The organism is Microbulbifer jejuensis, assembly GCF_047289955.1.
In the GTDB taxonomy this organism is placed as follows: domain Bacteria; phylum Pseudomonadota; class Gammaproteobacteria; order Pseudomonadales; family Cellvibrionaceae; genus Microbulbifer.
Genome location: NZ_JBLBUB010000021.1, coordinates 50201 through 70123, shown reverse-complemented (window position 1 = coordinate 70123; position 19923 = coordinate 50201). Strand labels below are relative to the sequence as shown.

Sequence of the window (19923 nt, the reverse complement as noted above, 5' to 3'; positions counted from 1 at the left end):
TGGAAGACAGTTTTGTCAAAAGACACGGAGCGCTTTATACCACAGGGCATTCTTGCACACTTCAGAGTCAACTGCGTAGCCCAATATGCAAATCTTCTTGATTGCTTCGAGTTAAATTTGTTACAGGCCACTTCCATTCTCAGGATGCATGGCAGGGATAAAATATGTACCAAAGTCCAAGCTTTGAATGAGTGAAATATAGTGTTTCTGAAGGTTGGCCTCAAGTTTGCCTTGAAATAAAATTTGGACAATATTACAGTTTCGAACTACCGTCACCTATAATCTGGACAATTGATAAACACGGAATGCAGCATGAACAACAATAACAAAGCCAACATCATCTTTGCGGCATTTCTTTTGGCCACCGGGATCACTGCCGCAGGATATTTTGTCAGCCAGACCCTGTACAAATCAAAAATCGCCTTAAATACTGCTGAAGTCAAAGGACTTGCAGAGAGGCGCGTAGAAGCAGATACCGCCTATTGGTCAATACAATATACCGTGACCGGGGAAAGCAAAGCAGAAATTCCCGCATTGTATGACGATTCCAAAGCCGACCAGAACAAAATTATCTCTTTACTGAAAAGCAATGGATTTACTGACCAGGAAATTCAGCCAGGCATAATAAACTACCTGAAAAAAGAATTCCGGAATGAAGACCAGAAACTGGTTGAAGAGGAACATCTACTGGTAGGTGAAATTACAGTCGAAACCCAAAAAGTCCGATTGGTGTCTGAGGTCAGGTCCAATTTAAATACACTCATCGCTCAAGGACTTGACATCAAAAATAATCCGCCAGCCTACCATTTTACCCAATTGAATAAAATCAAACCCGAGATGCTGAAAGAGGCAACCACAAATGCCAGAATCGCCGCAAATGAATTTGCCACAAACGCTGGCGTTGAGGTCGGCGGGATTAGAAGTGCACGACAGGGCGGGTTTGTTATACGGGACGTCGGTGAAAACTATGGTGATACCAGGAAAATAGAAAAGGATGTAAGGGTGGTAACCAATGTTACTTTTTTTCTTACTGACTAAAAAATAGGGATATGGGTCCGGCTTCACTAAAAACTTCAATAAATGGTATAAAACTTAGCCAACCATTAATCATATTTCAAATATCTGCTACTTGTTTGATACCCGTTGATCAGCCCGAGAGAAAGAAAAGACAACTCTGTAGGCGATGCTGATTCACCGTCACCCTTGTTAGTAATTATCTTTCGCGCTCAAAATACAGCAACCAAGTATCCAGCTCTTGGAAGTCCTGGCGATACCATTGAATAGCCACCCAGAGACCAATCTGGCTATTTTGGCGTATACCCTGGCCCTAGCCAGGTATAGACCCCAGCAACCACCACGCCTTTAACTGGTACTATCGTTCCTCTCAACCCATTGAGGCTGAACATTCCAGGGCAGAAAAACTACATAAAGATCATCGACGTGAAAAGCAACAATAAAATCCTGAATCGTTTTGACAAGTGAAAAAATCTATGCAACTATTTGTACAATTACTTGCATATATAACTGACGATTGAATAAACTATGCCAAGCTCAAGCAAGCCATTTTTCTATGCCTCCAAATACCGCGCAGCCTTTTTAGCCAGTATGGCAGAGAGACTTAGGGATTTAATCTGTGAAGACGGATCAAAACTACTCAAAGCCAAGGGGGTCACTGCGCCAGTCACCGACGTGTCGTTCATGTTGTTTCTTAGTGAAAATGAACCATCCTTCACTGCTGATATAGCACGTGCACTTAATTTTTCACATCAACGCGTTGCATCAAGAATCTTGGTCCTTGAGAAGCTGAAACTGGTAACTTGTGTGTCAGACAGGCAGGATCAGCGCCGAAAACGAGTCACTTTAACCAAAAAAGGAAGGGCGGAAGTCCTGGCCCAAGAAGAAATTTATAAAAACGTTGCGCTGGCGTTTGAAGATCTGTTCGAAGAGATAGGCGATGACCTAATGGATCGGTTACAGCTGACTTTGGAAACCCTAAAACAGGAATCCCTGTCGGAAAGGGTAGATAGATTGAAATAAATAAGTACAGTTATTGATCAATATGCCGTGAGAAAAAGATGAAAACAATAATAAATAGTATTTTACTATTAGCACTCTATAATTTATCCGCTTGCCAAATAGTATCCTTACCAAAAGAAGACTCTAGCAATATCAGCACACGATTAGAGGCTGAATCGGCACTAATCGAGATTGCTAACAGCTACTATGAATTTTCTGTTATAAAAAACCCGATGGCTGTTTATACACTCGATCTTGATTACGCAGATCACAGTTACCTGCCTGAAAATGACTGGGAAAGCCTAGAAAAAGACTCAGAATTTCAAAACGTCTTGTACCAACGCTTGATGACACTGGATACTGAGTTAATTGAAACACAAGCCAACAAAATAGTTTATACCATACTGCGTGAATCTCTTGAAACAGCGTTGGCATTGAAAGTATGCAGAAGTGCATTATGGCAAAGCGTCTCCAGCAACTATGGCTGGCAGGGCAACTACATACCACTGGCGCAACTACAGCCTGTTGGAAGCCCCGAGCTACAGGCACAGGCTATTTCACGTTGGAAAAAAATACCTCAAGCCATAGAAAATGAAATTGACAACCTTAAAATGGGCTTGACGCTGGGATATTCTATGCCGAAAGATATTGCACAACAAACAGCTACGCAATTACGCACAATGATCGGTCATGATCTTTTACAGCAACCATTTATGTCTCCAGCGCAGCGCGGTACAGATCCGGCATTCAAAGCGGAGATGCTGGCAGTTGTCAAAAATGCTATCAATCCAGCCATTGAGCGCTATGTGCAATTTTTGGAGCAGCAGTATATTCCTTCAGCAAGAGAGAGTTACTCCCTGCTGGCACTGCCTAAAGGGCGCCAATGCTACGCTGCCTTCTTAAGAAGCTGGAACAATAAAGCTATTTCTCCTGAGGAGATAAAAACATTAGGTAGAAATACAGTCAGAGAAAACATAAATAACATCAAAAGCATCGGATTTGAACTCTACAATACCCGTGATTTCAATACCATCATTCAGAAAGTAGCACATGACAAAAATAATTTGTTCAAGTCTGAAGATGAGATGAAAAAAACTTTATCAGGGCACTTAAAAAAATCAAAAGAAAAATCTGCAACATGGTTTAATACAGTGCCGGAAAATGAGCTTGCGATAATACCATTGCCTCCTCAGGCGCCTGCTGGTGCGGCTCAGTATCAACCAGGAGAGCCTGGAAAGTTTTTGATTAGCTTCAAAGATCCCGAACAGCAAAGCAAAGGCAGGCTTGAAGTAGCTGCTTATCATGAGGGCTATCCCGGTCATCATTTACAAATCTCAAGTTGGCAATCAGCTCACGACGTACACCCAATCACACGGTTTTCCTTTTTTGGTAGTTATATTGAAGGTTGGGGACGTTACAGTGAGATTCTTGCCGAGGAAATGGGCTTGTACCGGGACGAATACGCACTAATTAATCGCAGGGCCTGGCCCGCCAGAGGCATCGTTTTGGATACAGGCCTCCATTTAGAAGGTTGGGGCAAACAAAAAGTGATTGATTATATTTTGCAATCCGGTGCGTTTAGCCGGGACTTTGCAGAGCAGATTTTTTACCGCAGTGTTGCAGAGCCAGGGCAGTTAACCTCTTATGATGTAGGGGCGCATGAATTTCTGGCATTGAGAAAGCTGGCCCAGCAACAACAGGGAAACCGGTTTGATATCAAGGTATTCCACGAAAAAATATTGGAGAATGGGCCGCTTCCCTGGGAAGCACTTAAAACAAATATTCTACAGTGGCTATCAAGCAGCTCAAATTAATCAATAGACTGATTAACTCCGACCTATTTTCCAGATAGCCTCGACTGTTATTGTTGACAGCCTGAAAAAAGAATCACTCGAAAATTCCTATATCCTGCACCCTAAACAGAGTTAGACACGCTCATAACGAAGGTTATAATTTTTTGGTTCGCCAAGGTTATCATTTGCCGTATGCTAACTGCCAAACCAAGATCATCGGTTAGGGCATTGGTGGCATCACGTCTTAGCAATATTGGTATTTGGTATTGGTGAAAAAAGCCTCCTAGGCTGATACTGGTTTTTTGCGATGCACTATGTCCTGTACCATTTCTCGCAAGCGAGATGGCCTCGGCAGAACTGAGGAACCGGAACCCCCACTTCGGCTTGCTTGAAGATCGCCAGCATCTGGCTGGCAGTATAGCGGGGTTTTTCTTGTGGAATCCCAGAACCTAAAATACAGGGAAATTCTAATTTTAGCGCCTGTTTATTTTTGGGGGGAGGGATTTGCCCGATATTAACATTGAAAGCCCTCCATTCGCCCTTACTGGCCACCGCCAGTTCCGCAAGGCAACCAAAACCGATAAAATGACCTTGGGAGTCTTTAGCGCTCCAAATAGGCTGCGGTCGACATACCACCGGCCGTACATATCCCAACAACTGCGTGCTGCACCCTCCGTCGACCAAGCTCCAGCAAGGTAGAGCCCAGGTAGCGGATACCCGACATGCCGTAGGGGTGGCCCAGGGCAATAGCGCCACCGTTTACATTGGTTTTCTCCCATGGCGTATCCAACTCTGCCTGATTATAGAGCGTGGTGACCGCAAAGGCTTCATGCAGCTCCCAGAGATCAATATCCGCCATAGCAATGCCATGATGGCGCATCAATTTTTTTATTGCCGGCGCCACGGCGATACTCATTTCTTTGGGGGCAACGGCAGACAGTTGCATTCCGCGAAACAGGCCCAGGATTGGTAGGTTTCTCTGTGCAGCCAGTGTGGCATCCATCATCACAACTGCAGCGGCGCCATCTGAAAGCTGGGAGGCATTTCCCGCAGTTACTGTGCCACCGGGATTTACCGGTTCCAGTGTGGAAAGCCCTTCCAGCGTAGTATCGGGCCGCGGGCCTTCGTCTTCAGTTAAGGTCACACGCTTTTCACTGACCACGTCACTGTCTTTGTCCTTCACAGACATTACAGTCTGGAAAGGGACAATTTCCTCGGCAAACTTGTTCGTCTTATGTGCAGCTGCGACTCTCCTTTGTGACTCAACAACGTATTTGTCCTGGGCTTCGCGACTGATTTGGTATTTGTCCGCAACAAAATCTGCAGTCTGGATCATGGTCCACCACACCGCAGGTATCTTTTGCTGAAGGGGCTCGTAGACAAAGTGGTTCAGATTCAAGTTGAACTGGACCAGGCTAATACTCTCAACGCCACCGGCAACCCCGATCCGCATCTCCCCTGCGGCAATGCGGTTAGCGACAATGGAAGCCGCATTGAGGCCTGAGCCACAATAACGGTTAATAGTCATGCCAGGGGCTTTCATTCCGAACTCGGCGTAAAGTGCCGCATTGCGGGCGATATTATGCCCGGTGGCGCCCTCGGGAAGGCCACAGCCCAATACCACATCCTCAACTTCCTGTGGCTCAATTCGGGCTCTGTTAACGGCCTCTTTCATCACATGGGCCGCCATAAGGATACCGTGGGTCTGGTTCAGGGCGCCTCGGCGCGCTTTGGCAATGGCAGTGCGGCAATAGCTAACAACAGCGACATCTCTCATGGAGAATACCAAAGTTGGTATTTAAGGATGGGTATACAGTAGGACAGATGGCCCCCTGTGTCAGCAGAATAGCCCCCAAAGAATAATCAAAGGCCGCCACAATCACCGGGAGCCACCTATTCGCAGGCTGTTAAAAAAGATCTTCGCCGACCTTTTTCAGCCCCGGTTAGCGACGCAAGTTGGCAAACTCTCCACAACAAATCAAGCACCTACCTACTTGATTTACGGCCCGGGCTGCGTGGCGGATGGGGATACGCGTATGCCACTAGCAGTAAAAAAACCAAAAAAAGGGGAGGCCCGCTACAGACCTCCCCTGCTTACTAACTTACAGCCTTACAGCTAATAATGGCAGTTTATGCTGCCAGGGCTACTTTGGCTTTTTCGACGACGGCGGCGAAAGCGGCTTTGTCGTATACTGCCAGATCCGCCAGAACACGGCGATCCAGGGCAATATCCGCTTTCTTCAAACCGGCAATCAGGCGACTGTAACTCAAACCTTCGACACGGGACTGGGCGTTAATGCGGGTAATCCACAGCGCGCGGAAGTTGCGCTTCTTAACGCGGCGGTCGCGGTAGGCGTACTGGCCGGCTTTAATCACTGCCTGCTTGGCAACGCGGAATACGCGAGAACGCGCACCGTAGTACCCCTTAGCCTGTTTCAGTATCTTCTTGTGGCGACGACGCGCCTCTACACCACGTTTAACACGGGCCATAATGCTCTCCTCTTAAACCTTTACGACTTGGGCCAATTACTTGGCGCGCAGCATGCGATCGACCAGACCGGCATCAGACTTGTTCATGGTCTGGGTACCGCGCAGCTGACGCTTGCGCTTGGTGGTCATCTTGGTGAGGATATGGCTTTTGTTGGCGTGCTTGTGTTTGTAGCCCGCAGCCGTCTTCTTAAAGCGCTTGGCAGCGCCGCTGTGTGTTTTTGCTTTCGGCATTTTGTACTCCAAAGTGAATCATTGCCCGTAAAACAGGCACCATAGTAATTGCCAGCAGTAAACCCCTGGCACTGCGAGAGTGAGGAGGCAGCCGTCGCCCAATCACTTCTCATAAAGGAGGTTCCGGGGAAGTCATCCCCGAAACCTCACTTTTTCTTTTTAACCGGCGCAATCACCATAATCATCTGGCGGCCTTCCAGTTTTGGTCGCTGCTCAACGGTACCCAGTTCTTCCAGGTCCTTTTCAATACGCTGCATCATTTCCATGCCCAGTTCCTGGTGGGCCATTTCGCGACCGCGAAAGCGCAGGGATATTTTGGCCTTGTCACCCGCTTCGAGAAAACGGGTGAGACTGCGCAGCTTGATCTGATAGTCGCCAATATCGGTGCCCGGGCGGAATTTCATTTCCTTGATCTGCTGCTGCTTCTGCTTCTTCTTGGCGGCATTCTTGGCCTTCTTGGCCTCGAATACATGCTTGCCGTAGTCCATGATCTTGCAGACGATCGGCGTGGAGTCCGGAGCAATTTCAACGAGATCCAGGCTGGCCTGTTGCGCAACCTCCAGCGCCTCATTCAGTGAGACAACGCCCACCTGTTCGCCATCTGCGCCTATCAGGCGGATTTCCGACGCCTCAATCTGATCGTTTATACGGGCCTTTTTGGACCGTCCCTTACTGTCTCGTTTAATAGTTATGGTCTCCAAGTTGCTAAGATATCAAGTCTTTTCTTCAAATATACGGCCACGGCGGTTAACATCCCGCCCAAGGATCTGTAAGAACGACTCACAAGTCATGCTGCCAAGGTCTTCTCCGCTACGGGTGCGCACGGTGACAGTCTGGCTCTCAACTTCCTTATCTCCAATTACCAACAGATAAGGGACACGCTGGAGCGTGTGCTCGCGGATTTTAAAGCCGATCTTCTCGTTTCTCAAGTCAGCCTCGGCGCGATATTGCTGTGCATCCAGGCGGGCCTTGAGATCACGGCAGTAGTCGGCCTGGCGATCGGTAATATTCATGATTACCACCTGCCGGGGCGCCAGCCAGGTAGGAAAAGCCCCCTCGTAATGTTCGATCAGGATACCGATAAAGCGCTCGAAAGAGCCCAGCGCTGCCCGGTGCAACATCACCGGAATCTGGCGCGAGCCATCTTCAGCCACATACTGGGCATCCAGGCGGCCCGGCATCGAGAAGTCCACCTGGATAGTGCCGCATTGCCAAACGCGCCCCAGACAGTCCTTCAGGGAGAATTCAATCTTGGGGCCGTAGAAAGCCCCCTCCCCCGGCAACTCCTCCCAGGGCAGCTCCGCGGCATCCAGTGCATCAGCCAGTGCCTTCTCCGCCTTGTCCCAGCCCTCATCGGAACCCACGCGCTTTTCCGGGCGTGTGGACAGGCGATAGATCACCTCCTCGAACCCGAAGTCCCTATATACGGAGTGCAAAAGGTCCATAAAGTCGGACACTTCTGACTGAATCTGATTTTCGGTACAAAAGATGTGGCCATCGTCCTGCACAAACCCGCGCACACGCATCAGGCCGTGCAGAGAGCCGGACGGCTCGCTGCGGTGGCAGGAACCGAATTCCGCCAGGCGCAGGGGGAGATCCCGGTAGCTGCGCAAACCCTGGTTGAAGACCTGCACATGGCAGGGGCAGTTCATGGGTTTGATGGCAAACTGGCGCTCTTCACTGGTGAGTGTAAACATATCATCACTGAATTTGTCCGCGTGACCGGACTTGCGCCATAAACTGAAATCCACCAGTTGGGGCGTCTTGATCTCCTTATAGCCGTATTCGCGCTGACGACAGCGCATGTACTGCTCAACCGCACTGTAAATAGTCCACCCATGGGGATGCCAGAACACCATCCCGGGCGCCTCTTCCTGGATGTGGAAAAGGTCAAATTTCTTGGCCAGCTTGCGGTGATCCCGTTTCTCTGCTTCTTCGATACGGCGCAGGTAAGCCTTCAATTCCCGCTTGCTGGCCCAAGCGGTGCCGTATATGCGGGTCAGCATCTCATTGCTGGCGTCGCCGCGCCAGTAAGCGCCGGCCACTTTGGTCAGTTTGAAGGCTTTCAGCCGCCCTGTGGACGGCACGTGGGGACCGCGACACAGGTCCTCAAAGTCCCCTTGACGATAGAGGGAGATATCCTCATCACTGGGAATACTGGCAATTATTTCTGCCTTGTACGCCTCCCCCATGTCACGGAAGTACTCGACCGCCTTTTTGCGCGGCATCAAACGACGGCTGACAGGCATATCTTCCCTCGCCAGTTCCCCCATGCGCTGCTCGATCTTTTCCAGATCCTCCGGTGTGAACTGTCGCTCGTAGGCAAAATCGTAATAGAAGCCATCCTCGATCACGGGACCAATCGTCACCTGAGCCGCGGGATAGAGTTGCTTGACCGCCTGTGCCAGCAGGTGTGCGGTGGAGTGGCGAATCACCGCCAAACCCTCGGGCTGGCGATCGGTGATAATGGCCAGTGTGACATCGCGATCGATGATATAGCTGGTATCAACCTCTTTGCCATCAACCACGCCTGCAAGCGCGGCCTTGGCCAGGCCTGGGCCGATATCTGTGGCTACGTCACACACAGAAACCGGAGAGGAAAATGCTCGACGGGAGCCATCGGGGAGGGTAACAACGGGCATTGTTCATCCTTATCTCTCAGTGGCGATCCACACCAAAGACCGCATGAAAACCCAATCTGCCATATGAAGCGGGCAAAATCAGGAAAATCTATTATTAATCAACAAGTTAGAATAGCCTACCAGAAACCTGCAAGCGTATTCAAACCCAATTGAGGAAAAATTGTCCACATCGGGCAGGCCCCAGCGTCTCAAGGAATGTCCACTTGGCAGCTGGAACATCGACAACAATCGCGCAGTACAGCACTTATTTCGGGGTGAGCGCGCTCGTGGCCTGATAGAAACTTCGGCCCGGCACCTCTTTGGGGTGATCAAAGGTCGGGGAAGGGGCAGAAAGATTCGAGGGGTGGAACTTACTACACTCGGTACCGCAGAGGCAACAAAAACCGCGCGCCATTTAATACCGGTACAGCCTGGCCACGAAATACTGCCTAAGGGCCACCTTGATAGTGACCCCAAACGTCCGCAACAAGGATATTCAGTTCGCGAGAGAGAGCATATCCGGTATTGAAGTGGCGCGGTTGCCAGCTAACAGCCTATCCAAGTCAAGGGTTGGCTTGCGGACCCCTTTGGGCAGCTGCGCAATGACTGTGGGTATCCGCTGCCGAGAATTGCCAAATTGTGACCAAAGCGGATTTTCACCATCTGGACCAGGGAGGCAGGGGCAAACAGCCGAATACGCCTGGATAGCCGGATATTCCCCCTCCCCCGCAGAGGGAAATCACCCTGCAACCCGAATGCTCTCCAAGGGGTCCCTACTGAGTATTCAGCCCCTAAACCCTCGGCCAAAACTGCTCCCCTGCCCGCTCTCCGCCCCTGATCTGCGCACGTACAGACACAGCAGACCGGAGGCTTACAACAAGGCCAAAGCCCATGATTGCTCGATGGTGTGCCCCGACTGGCATCAGGAGAATTTTTTACCAACCTGAAACAGGGTGTCATCCTCGCGGCAAAAGAACAGCATGGAGCAAGCGGCGAGCATAGGCCAGGCGGCAAAAAATAGCAGATTGGCGCCCTCAAAGGGAGATAGATACTGGGGAAATGAAGCCAGTGTGGAGGCGCCGTGAAAAACAAACACCAGGCCGTAAGTGTATTTCTTTTTGATACCAAAGAAAAACAGCACCAAAATGATCAGCTCAATAAAAGCCAGGATATAGACCACAGCGTTACCCACTCCGGCTATGGCGTAAAATTTTTCAAAAATTCTGGTGGCGTGACCCGGGTTGACAAATTTATCGATGGTCCATATCAACATCACCAGCAATACGGTGATCCTCAAAAAAAACATCGACAGTACTACTTTTTTTGCAGTTCGCATTTCGCATTCTCCCGGTTGGGTATATCCGTTATTTGACCGGCCCAGCGAGCCGGTGTTTTGTATGGCTCTCTATCATAGCCCGGTGGGTAAGGACTGTATCCCAAACGGGGTAATTACTGCTAGGGACATGACGTTTTTTCGTGCCTCTGTATTTTATCGCGGGCCCACCCACCCGTCTTTTGCAATTTGAAGCCAGGCCGTTCTTTGGCAAAGTGTGCTTTTTCAATGCCCCCATTTACAAACAAGGCGGAAGGGAAGAATTGCCTTCTCTCGAGACCGTATGAGGCATGAATGCCGATTACGGGCGTACAGGAAGGTATTCACAGTGTGCCCCGAGAGGAGGGCATTCCCTGCTTCCGACCCGGTAGTAACAATGCTTCCAGGCACTGAACTCCAGTCGAGCATCATGCTGTCCTGGCCGTTATTGTTCCATTTAGCGCCGTTTTTTCCTCGGAACGATTCAGTGATTAAGCCCTGGTCTGCAGGTTTACAGAATGAATTCGGGCCTGGAGCCGACTCGCTTTGGTTTTAGACACACCCGTGCCGCTGATCGGGTGCCGGAGGTGTAGGCAGTGGATTAACAGGCTGTTGAAATTCGAAGAGTTTCGACGCCTGGTACCGAAATATGGATATTTCGGCAAAATCGATGAAGCCTAAGTCGCTGATTTTGGAAGAAAAGTGAAAATCACCTTTTTCGCTTTTCGTGTTTTGAAAAAGGCAGGATGCCTTTTTCAATAACCTGTTAAAAGTAAAAAACAGCGGTATAAGTTCTCTCAGGGGACCGGCAACCCTGGCAGATACTTTCCCATGTAGGGCCTGCGGTGTGCCATTTCTATTCTGGTATCCGCGCAGACACCCCCATTACTGAAAACAGTTTTGTGTCCATAAAGGATGCCCCGGCGGACACCAAACCGCTCGCAGACTATGGCGCCGTACTCTGCGGGGTTCGGCTGGCTGATCCTGTGCTGAAAGATACGGTCGCTTTGAAGTGACTGTGGCGCATCTGCAACAATTCCGAGGGATGAAACAGCACAGGGACAGCCCGGCCTAGACAGCGCCGGGATTTTCAACGCGGGCATAGAGGCGGTAATCGCCATTTTTTAGCAAAAGATAGATATTGTAAGGCGCAAACGCCCCCTGTGCTTCCATTCCCGGGCTGCCGACTGGCATTCCCGGTACCAACAACCCAACGCTCCCTTCCGGAGGAGAGGCGAGAAACTTGCGGATGTATACTGCCGGTACATGCCCTTCAAATATATAGCGCTCATGCCATACGGCAGTGTGGCATGCCTCCATGCCTTTTGGGATACCCCATTGCCTCTTTACTTTCTCCATATCCAGCTTCAAAACAGCAGACACCTGAAGACCGCTGTCCTTCAGATGGCCAATCCACCTTTTACAGCAGAAACACAGTGGGCGATTATAAACAATAAGGCCGCTGGCACTGCCACGGGCTTCATTGGCGACAGCTACTGTGAAAAAACCGATCATGGCAAAAAATAGCACCATGCGGTTTATGGTACTAGATGGCCTGGGCGTAGTGGATTGCATAAGATTCAGAGGCGTCCTTCCAGTGTCGTATGGGTTTAAATCCACCCTTGCACAGCAGTGCATTAAACCCGCTGATGGTATATTTGTGGCAGCTTTCTGTGTGAATGGTCTCACCTTCCGCAAATTCCACCTTGATACCGGCAATAGACACATCATGGCGCTGCAGACTAACTAGGTGCATCTCCACCCGTTGCCGCAACGGGTGATAGAAGGCGCGGTGTGCAAAAAGGGAAAGGTCAAAGTCTGCATCCAGCTCACGATTGATGCGGCAAAGGAGATTCTTGTTGAATCTCTCCGTAACATGCGCGCTATCGTGATAAGCCCGCTCCAACACCACCGAATCTTTCACCAGGTCGGTGCAGATCAGCAGGCCGTCACCGGCACCCAGGTTAGCGGCAAACAGTTCGAGTAGCTGTGCCGATTTTTGTGGCCCAAAATTTCCGATGGTTGAACCGGGAAAAAATACAACCCTTTTGCGCGAGGGAATATTACTTAAGTTATCCCAAACCGCCGGTTGGGTGAAATCGCCCACCTCACTCCACACCCGGATGCCGGGCAAATGGCGCTTGATTCTAGCTTCCGCCGCTCGCAGAATTTCAGGAGATATATCCATGGGATAATAACCTCTGGGGGTATCGAGCGCGGCGATCAGAGCCTCTATCTTCTCACAGTTGCCCGCACCCGGCTCTATAAGCAGAGCCTCCGGGCCGATCTCCCGGGCAATTTTTCCGAGATTATCCGACAATAAATTGGTTTCGGTGCGGGTCAGGTAGTAATCCTTGGCCGCACAGATCTCTTCAAAAAGACGGGACCCCAATTCGTCATAGAGATACTTGCAAGGCAGTGTCTTTCTTTTCCCTCCCAACCCCTCCAGCACATCCCTGAGAAACTCGCTATCCTGTTGTTGCTTGCCTGGAACGGACGATAAGGCTGCTCTCACATTGAGTCTCCTGCTAAACGAACACCGGTAAATTGCCACGCCTGATGTGGATAAAAGAAGTTTCGATAACTGATTCTGATATGGCCTGATGGCGTTGCAAACGAGCCACCACGCAGGACTTTCTGATTGCACATGAACTTACCGTTGTACTCGCCAACGGCATCTTCGCTAGCCTTGAAGCCTTGATAGGGTAAATAGGCGTTGGAAGTCCATTCCCATAAATCACCGAGAAACTGGGTCCGTCCCCGCTGGGCAACCAGGGGCCTGAAAGCCTGTTTTTCCAACAGGTTGGCGGTAGCCAGTTGATCCAGTTGGCGCAGATGACAAGCGGCCGCCTCCCACTCGAACTCGGTGGGGAGACGCTTTCCCGACCAGGTGGCAAAGGCGTCCGCTTCGTAAAAAGACAGGTGATGTACGGGTTCGGCTTCATTTAATGGCTGCAATCCATACAGGCCAAACTGTTGCCAGCCTTTTGCCGTCTCCCGCCAGTACATCGGCTGTTTCTGCTCCCTCTGCTGAACCAGTGCCCAGCCATCCGACAACCACAGCCTGTGTTGTCGATAACCACCATCTTCGATAAATGCCAGGTATTCCCCATTGGTAACCAATCGCGAGCCGATGTAAAACCCCTGCAACAGTTGTTGGTGCGCCGGCCCTTCATTGTCGAAATAAAAATCCTCACCCTCGCTGCCAATGCCGTAACACCCCCCCGGAATCTGTAACCAGCGCAGCGGTTCAACGTCTGCTGCTTCCTCTTCTGGCATAACATCGCAATAGGCAGGCGCCATCGGGTTGATCGATAGGGCATGTTTTATATCGGTCAGTAAGAGTTCCTGATGCTGCTGCTCGTGATTCAGGCCCAAAACAATCAGGGCATTCAGGCTGGATGAACAGGGAAATTCACTCAGCAGTTTTTCAATGCCTTCGTCCACGGCCTTTCGGTAAGCGTACACACGACCGATATCCGGTCGGGATACCAGCCCCCGCCGGGACCTGGAAAACGGCGATCCGAGACTATTATAGTAAGAATTAAAAAGATGATTAAAATGCGGATCAAATAACCGATAGCCGGGCAAATGGGCATTCAGGATAAACGTCTCGAAAAACCAGCTGGTGTGGGCCAGATGCCACTTGGTGGGACTGGCATCGGGCATGGACTGTATCTGCATATCCTCGGCAGACAAAGGCTCGGCCAGCCGCTCTGTCTCCTGCCGTACTTTTCGATACACACAGAGCAACTGTTGCTGCTCTTCCCCCACAGAGACCTCATCTGCAAATATTGCCATATCGGTCATCAACCGCGACACAATTCATTTGTATTGGAATCATCATACGCAGTTTTAGGTGTATTCCCATGTGCTTGCAGACTTACAAGACCGAATCTACGCCAATTTATCATAAAAAATAGAACTGCATAAAATAAGGCCGGTACAACCGGCCTACAAATTCGTAATTCTGAAAGCAGGACTGACCCGGCAACCAGAGGTTGCCGGGCCAATAACCAACTAAAATCGCACAGTAACATCGGCACCATACATTCTCGGCATCAAACGCCAGCCGGGACTGGCCCCGATAGCCGCACCCGAACCACCAAATCCTCCGGCAATCTCCTCGTCAGTCAGGTTTTGAACCCAGAGTGCTACTGAATAGTTTTCCGATGCACTGTTCCAGGCCGCGCGCAAGTTGAATAACTGGTAATCCTCAACAAGTCGGGCTCTATCGGTAACCGAGCCGATACGTTCATCGGTCCAGTTGTAGTCACCACGAAGAAGGAGTTGGCCTCCGGAAGCCAGATCCACAGTGTATTCGGCCATCAGGTTGAGCTTATTCTCGGGGGTGGAAACCCTCGACTCACCCACCAGCGAATCCGCCTCCGTCTCACCGATAACCTCGATAATCTGGTAATCGGTAAATTCCGTGTCCAGATAGGAGTAGTTGCCGGCAATAAAGAGATTGTCCGTGGCTGCCCACTGCACCTCAATCTCGGCCCCCGTGCCCTCAGCGTCGGCGTTTCTCAGGTTGTAGCTGGGGATAGGGACACCCACCAGATCCAGCGTCTGCAGGTTGTTGTACTCATAGGTATACACAGAGGCGTTGAGGCGCACCCGATTGTCGAACAGGTTGCTCTTAAGGCCCGCTTCCAGATTGACCACATCCTCCTGATCAAAAGAGGGTGCTACACCGGGGCCAAAGTTGAGACTGTTAAAGCCACCGGCCTTAAAGCCATCGGCAAGGGAGATATAGGTCATGACCTCTTCGGTCCAGCGGTAATCCAGGACTATGCGCCCGGAGATATCGCTCCAGCTGTCGCTCAGTTTGGAGTCCAGGGCTGGCTGGCCGTTATTGTAGAAAGCGATACCAAACAGCTGAGAACCGAGATCTATTTGGGGCAGGGGTATTGCACCGATAACATTGCCCTCTGCATCCACAAGCGGAACGTCTCCCCCCGCAAACTTTAGTGGAATATAATTGCCATACTCGGTTTCAATGGTGAAGTCCTTGCTGTCGTAGGTGTAGCGGGCACCGACCGTCAGATCCATCCGGTCGGTGATACTCCAGGTCATATCCCCATAGATCGCACTGGAACGGTAATCGCCAGTATTATGCACGCTCTCGTTCCAGGGGGTATCGGATTCGATCCAAGGTTTGAAGCTCGCCAGCATCTGCGCAGCGACAGCCGGGGCGTACAGCATATTGCCTGTTATGCCACCCTGCGGATTCAGAATACTCAGGAGTTGATCCACCTGGCCACTTTGCAACATCAGGTCATACACAAAGGAAGCGCTGGCAATCCCCTCAAGTCCCGCCTCTTTCCATTCCTGGCGCCGCTGTACCGCCAGATCCTCCTGCTCGGTCTGGGTCAAATTCGGGAACTCTGCCTTTATGCTTTCGTATACTGCAAAGGACTCCAGTGATCCGGAGGTAAAGTTCGCGTGAGTCGTATGCTCCAGCGTTTCCTGGGAATAAGCGGCGCCCAGGGTCCATTTGATATCCCCGCTGGCCCCATTAAGCCTGAACTCCTGGGAAAACTGCCGCTGCTCGTCGAGATTGAGCGCGCTAAAAAAATAGTCCGGATTGGCGGTGCCGTCCAAGTCCTCCTGCAGATAAGCATCAAACTCCCGATAAGCGGTGATTGAAGTCAGGGTAAAAGCATCGAAATCGTGGGTAACGGTCACCGAGGTACCGAATGCATCGCGATCCTCAATGATGGGCGTATCCAGGGCGTAGTCACCGAAGAGATCGGTTTCGCCTTTTAGGCTCGGCACTATCGTCGTTTTCAGGGCACTGCTCTGGTCCATTACCCCGTAGTCGGCGCGCCACAAGACCTCTGTATCTTCTGTCGGCTCCCACAATAGCGAAGCCCGGTAGGTCTGGGTATCCTGGCCACCCGCAGAAAAGTCGTTGGCCAGATTGTCTGCATAGGCATCCCTGCGATTGGTAGACACCGTCAATCGCCCATAGAGGCCGTCAGCAAACTGGCCGTTCAGCAACAGATCCGCCGATTGTCGCCCGTAATTACCTACGGTATAGTTCAACTCGGTAGAATTTTCCGCCTGTGGTTTAGTGCTGATAATATGAATTGCACCACCCGTGGCGTTTCGCCCGAACAGCGTGCCCTGGGGGCCTTTTAAAATCTCGACCCGCTCGATATCGGTCAGGGGTATCTCTGCTCCGGCACCGCGGCCCGTATAAACCCCGTCCACATACACGGCAACCGCAGGGTCTGAGCCCGCAGTCCAGTCGTTTGTCTGTATTCCTCGAATACTGTAAATGGGTTGGAGCGCTACGTCGGTGTGCATTTCGACACCCGGCGTATATCTGCCCAGATCGGTCAGATTCTTGACCCCACTTTCTTTTATATTGTCACCGGTAAAGGCGGTAATCGCGATCGGTACATCCTGAAGGTTCTCCGCCCTCTTCTGCGCAGTTACTACCACCTCTTCGATTTCCGCCCCTTGTACATGACCACTGACAGCGGTAAGGAAGGCAATGGCTCCGGAGAGGATAGACAGGTTGAATTGACGGTTCTTTTGGGTTCTATCAGCATCGTGCATCATCGCGACCTCGCGTTTTTTGTTATACGGCGTGATGTTCTTGATATATTGTTTTTGTTATTCCACGCCATTTTACGTGCGCGGATTCGAATTTAAAACCCCGGTGTGACTTTTATCTTGTGACCAGTCAGTTTTATGGCAATTTTTCCATTAAGACAGGTTAGTCAAAAAATTCAGTATCAAACTTTGTCACGAAAAGTTACTAGAATGCGACCTCCGGTAACCTGTTTCCCAATCCTCCGGATAGTCGCCAGGCAAGAAATATCCATTACAATAACCATCCAGCAGGAAATACAAAATACTATGGCACGCTCGCTCTATTTAATAAACAGCCGAATATCGCGATTACTGCTCACCACCGTCGCCTTTCTTGTGCTGGTCGCTGTCTCGGGCTGGCTCTGGTGGCGCCTGAGCCTCCCCATGCTCGAAGGCACAATCGATACGGGAATACTTTCCGCGCCGGCGGTTATCCAGCGCGATGCCCAGGGCGTTGCCATAATCTCTTCCAATGACCGCGCCAGCTCAGCTTTCGCACTGGGTTTTCTGCATGCCCAGGAGCGCTTTTTCCAGATGGATCTGCTGCGCCGCAACGCCGCCGGCGAGCTCTCCGAACTGTTCGGTGCACCCGCATTGAAGGCGGATAAAAAAGTGCGCCGGCACCAGTTCCGCAAGCGCGCAGAGCGAAATATTGCCGCCATGCCCGCCCCGCAGCGGAAACTGCTCGACAGCTATGTGCGGGGGGTCAATTTTGGACTGCAACAACTGGGAGCGAAACCCTGGGAATATGTACTGCTCAACCTGAAACCCAGGCCCTGGACGGCTTCCGACAGCCTGCTGACGATCTTCAGTATGTATATGACGCTGCAAAGCACGGAAGGCCGGTTTGAACAGCGCGATACCGCCCTGGCCGAACTGCTGCCGGGGGATCTCTACGCTTTTTTCTTTCCCGCCGGCGGCAATTGGGATGCGCCCTTGATGGGCGGCGCGGAAGCCGCTGTCACCATTCCAGAGACACCCATCTCCACACTATTGACCAAAACGGACACCCTTGCCTACCAGGCAATGGAGAGTGACGACAAGGTGAACGGCAGTAACAACTGGGTAGTGGGCGGAGCCCTCACCGGGCACGGTGGCGCCATCCTCGCCAACGATATGCACCTGGGCCTTAGCGTACCCAACATCTGGTATCGCGCCGGCTGGAATATTCCCGGCACCGACCGGCATATCCGCGGCGCCACCCTGCCCGGCGGCCCGACCATGGTGGTCGGCAGCAACGGCGCCGTAGCCTGGGGCTTCACCAATACCGGCGGGGACTGGAGCGACCTTATTGCCCTGGAGCTGAATGAAGCGGGTACGAAATACAAAACACCGGAGGGTTGGCGCCACTTTACCGTAGAAAAGGAAACCATTGTGGTGAAAAACGCCGGGGACGAGATTGTGGAGGTTCGCAAAACACTCTGGGGCCCGGTCATTGCTAAAAACCACCGGGGGGTTCCACTCGCCTACCGCTGGGTGGCACACGATACTGCTGGTGGCAATATGAACCTGCTGCGTATTGAATCCGCCACCACCGCCCTGCAGGCACTGGCGTTGGGTCCGGAGCTGGGCATCCCCCACCAGAATTTTGTGGTTGGCGACAGGGATGGCAATATCGGCTGGACCGTGGCCGGGGCCATGCCCCGCCGGGTGGGTTTTGACGGGAGCCGCACGCAGAGCTGGGCACAGGGCAACGCCTATTGGAACGGCTATCTCTCTGCGGAAGAGCGGCCGCAGATTTACAATCCCGCCTCCCATCGCATATGGAGCGCCAATGCCCGCATGGTAAGCGGAGACTGGCTGAAAATAATGGGCGACCAGGGATACGCTCTGGGGGCCCGCCAGCAGCAGATTCGCGACAGGCTCCTCGACCAGCCTCAATTTGATGAGCGGGCCCTGCTGGCCATCCAACTGGACAACCGCGCCGTATTTCTGGAGCGCTGGCAGCAGCACCTGCTCGGGCTTCTGCAGGATCGCAAGGGCTATAGAGAGATTTACCGACAGGTGCAAAACTGGGACGGGCGCGCCAGCACAAGCTCTGCTGGCTACCGCATTGTGCGCAACTACCGCTTGAAGTTCATGCAGTTAAGCACTGCACCGATTCTCACCTATATGCGCCAGTTCCAGCCGCACTTTACTTTTGGCCCGCTGAAACGACAATTTGAGTATCCCGTCTGGACATTGGCACAACGGGAACCGCAGCACCTGCTCAATCCGGATTTCGAATCCTGGACGACACTCAAATTGGCAGCACTGGACCAGGTACTGGAGAAAATGGCAACAGACGGGCAACCCCTGGAACGCCAGACCTGGGGCGCACAAAATACAGCCGCTATCCATCACCCCCTTACCCGTGCCATTCCGGCCTTGGGCTGGCTGACCTCCATGCCCCCGGACCCCCTGCCCGGTGATACCCATATGCCCCGCGTCCAATCCCCGGACCACGGCGCCTCAGAGCGAATGGTCGTCTCTCCTGGGCGGGAGCTCGACGGAATCTTTCATATGGCCACCGGACAGAGTGCCCATCCTCTGTCCCCTTTTTTCGCCAATAGCCACCGCGACTGGGTGAAAGGAAATCCCACTCCGCTTATGGAGCAGGCAACCCGCTACCGGCTCACACTCAATTAACCCCTTTTCTCTGCTACCTGCCCAACCCCCTTGCACAGCGGGGGTTGTTATACCGTTTCATCAAGAATGGCAAACGAGAGAAATATGCTAAAGAACCCGAGACCCAATATCAAAGGCAGTAGCGGGAAGCACAGCATCACCAGTGAAACTGCAATCCACAGCACTTTTACCCAGCCCCGCTTGTGCCGATACCACACAGTGTAGCGACGAGCGTGACAGTCAGTGT

The 19923-nt window shown here is 51.6% G+C and carries 14 protein-coding genes; 4 read left to right on the top strand and 10 right to left on the bottom strand.

The window, feature by feature from the left end:
- Nucleotides 1-312 precede the first annotated feature (312 nt).
- The 3 genes from ACL7TT_RS14260 (at nucleotide 313) to ACL7TT_RS14250 (ending at nucleotide 3830) form a co-directional block, all read left to right on the top strand.
- The gene (locus ACL7TT_RS14260; RefSeq protein WP_413396337.1) at nucleotides 313-1038 is read left to right on the top strand and encodes an SIMPL domain-containing protein; all 726 of its coding nucleotides are present in this window, start codon (nucleotides 313-315) and stop codon (nucleotides 1036-1038) included.
- Between the two features lie 504 nt (nucleotides 1039-1542).
- The gene (locus ACL7TT_RS14255) at nucleotides 1543-2037 is read left to right on the top strand and encodes a MarR family winged helix-turn-helix transcriptional regulator (RefSeq protein WP_413396335.1); all 495 of its coding nucleotides are present in this window, start codon (nucleotides 1543-1545) and stop codon (nucleotides 2035-2037) included.
- Between the two features lie 38 nt (nucleotides 2038-2075).
- Entirely contained in the window at nucleotides 2076-3830 is a 1755-nt protein-coding gene (locus tag ACL7TT_RS14250) for a DUF885 domain-containing protein (protein ID WP_413396333.1), read from the top strand.
- A 580-nt stretch (nucleotides 3831-4410) separates the two neighbouring features.
- Here ACL7TT_RS14250 and ACL7TT_RS14245 read toward each other — a convergent pair.
- The 10 genes from ACL7TT_RS14245 to ACL7TT_RS14200 form a co-directional block, all read right to left on the bottom strand.
- Nucleotides 4411-5586 (bottom strand): thiolase family protein, encoded by a 1176-nt coding sequence (locus ACL7TT_RS14245; protein WP_413396331.1) that lies wholly within the window; start codon nucleotides 5584-5586, stop codon nucleotides 4411-4413.
- A gap of 353 nt (nucleotides 5587-5939) precedes the next feature.
- Nucleotides 5940-6299: a 50S ribosomal protein L20 gene (gene rplT / locus ACL7TT_RS14240; RefSeq protein ID WP_299947912.1), complete on the bottom strand. Its 360-nt coding sequence runs from the start codon at nucleotides 6297-6299 to the stop codon at nucleotides 5940-5942.
- Nucleotides 6300-6335: 36 nt separating this feature from the next.
- A complete protein-coding gene (rpmI, locus tag ACL7TT_RS14235; protein ID WP_020413351.1) occupies nucleotides 6336-6530 on the bottom strand; it encodes a 50S ribosomal protein L35 in 195 nt (64 codons plus the stop codon).
- A gap of 146 nt (nucleotides 6531-6676) precedes the next feature.
- Nucleotides 6677-7231: a translation initiation factor IF-3 gene (gene infC / locus ACL7TT_RS14230; RefSeq protein WP_459564499.1), complete on the bottom strand. Its 555-nt coding sequence runs from the start codon at nucleotides 7229-7231 to the stop codon at nucleotides 6677-6679.
- A 12-nt stretch (nucleotides 7232-7243) separates the two neighbouring features.
- Nucleotides 7244-9172 carry a threonine--tRNA ligase gene (gene thrS / locus ACL7TT_RS14225; RefSeq protein WP_413396328.1) on the bottom strand — a complete coding sequence of 643 codons (1929 nt, stop codon included), beginning with the start codon at nucleotides 9170-9172 and terminating at the stop codon, nucleotides 7244-7246.
- A 901-nt stretch (nucleotides 9173-10073) separates the two neighbouring features.
- Nucleotides 10074-10487, bottom strand: a complete 414-nt coding sequence (locus ACL7TT_RS14220; RefSeq protein WP_413396326.1) for a hypothetical protein — start codon at nucleotides 10485-10487, stop codon at nucleotides 10074-10076.
- A 1047-nt stretch (nucleotides 10488-11534) separates the two neighbouring features.
- Nucleotides 11535-11996, bottom strand: a complete 462-nt coding sequence (locus ACL7TT_RS14215) for a DUF411 domain-containing protein (protein ID WP_413396324.1) — start codon at nucleotides 11994-11996, stop codon at nucleotides 11535-11537.
- 13 nt (nucleotides 11997-12009) lie between these two features.
- Nucleotides 12010-12978, bottom strand: a complete 969-nt coding sequence (egtD, locus tag ACL7TT_RS14210) for an L-histidine N(alpha)-methyltransferase (RefSeq protein WP_299947901.1) — start codon at nucleotides 12976-12978, stop codon at nucleotides 12010-12012.
- The gene (egtB, locus tag ACL7TT_RS14205; RefSeq protein WP_413396322.1) at nucleotides 12975-14264 is read right to left on the bottom strand and encodes an ergothioneine biosynthesis protein EgtB; all 1290 of its coding nucleotides are present in this window, start codon (nucleotides 14262-14264) and stop codon (nucleotides 12975-12977) included. The genes egtD and egtB overlap by 4 nt, the downstream gene beginning before the upstream one ends.
- A 219-nt stretch (nucleotides 14265-14483) precedes the next feature.
- On the bottom strand, nucleotides 14484-17036 hold the full coding sequence (locus ACL7TT_RS14200; protein ID WP_413396320.1) for a TonB-dependent receptor: 2553 nt from the start codon (nucleotides 17034-17036) through the stop codon (nucleotides 14484-14486).
- Between the two features lie 300 nt (nucleotides 17037-17336).
- Between ACL7TT_RS14200 and ACL7TT_RS14195 the strand changes: the two genes are divergently transcribed.
- The gene (locus ACL7TT_RS14195; RefSeq protein ID WP_413396319.1) at nucleotides 17337-19697 is read left to right on the top strand and encodes a penicillin acylase family protein; all 2361 of its coding nucleotides are present in this window, start codon (nucleotides 17337-17339) and stop codon (nucleotides 19695-19697) included.
- Nucleotides 19698-19923: the final 226 nt, after the last annotated feature.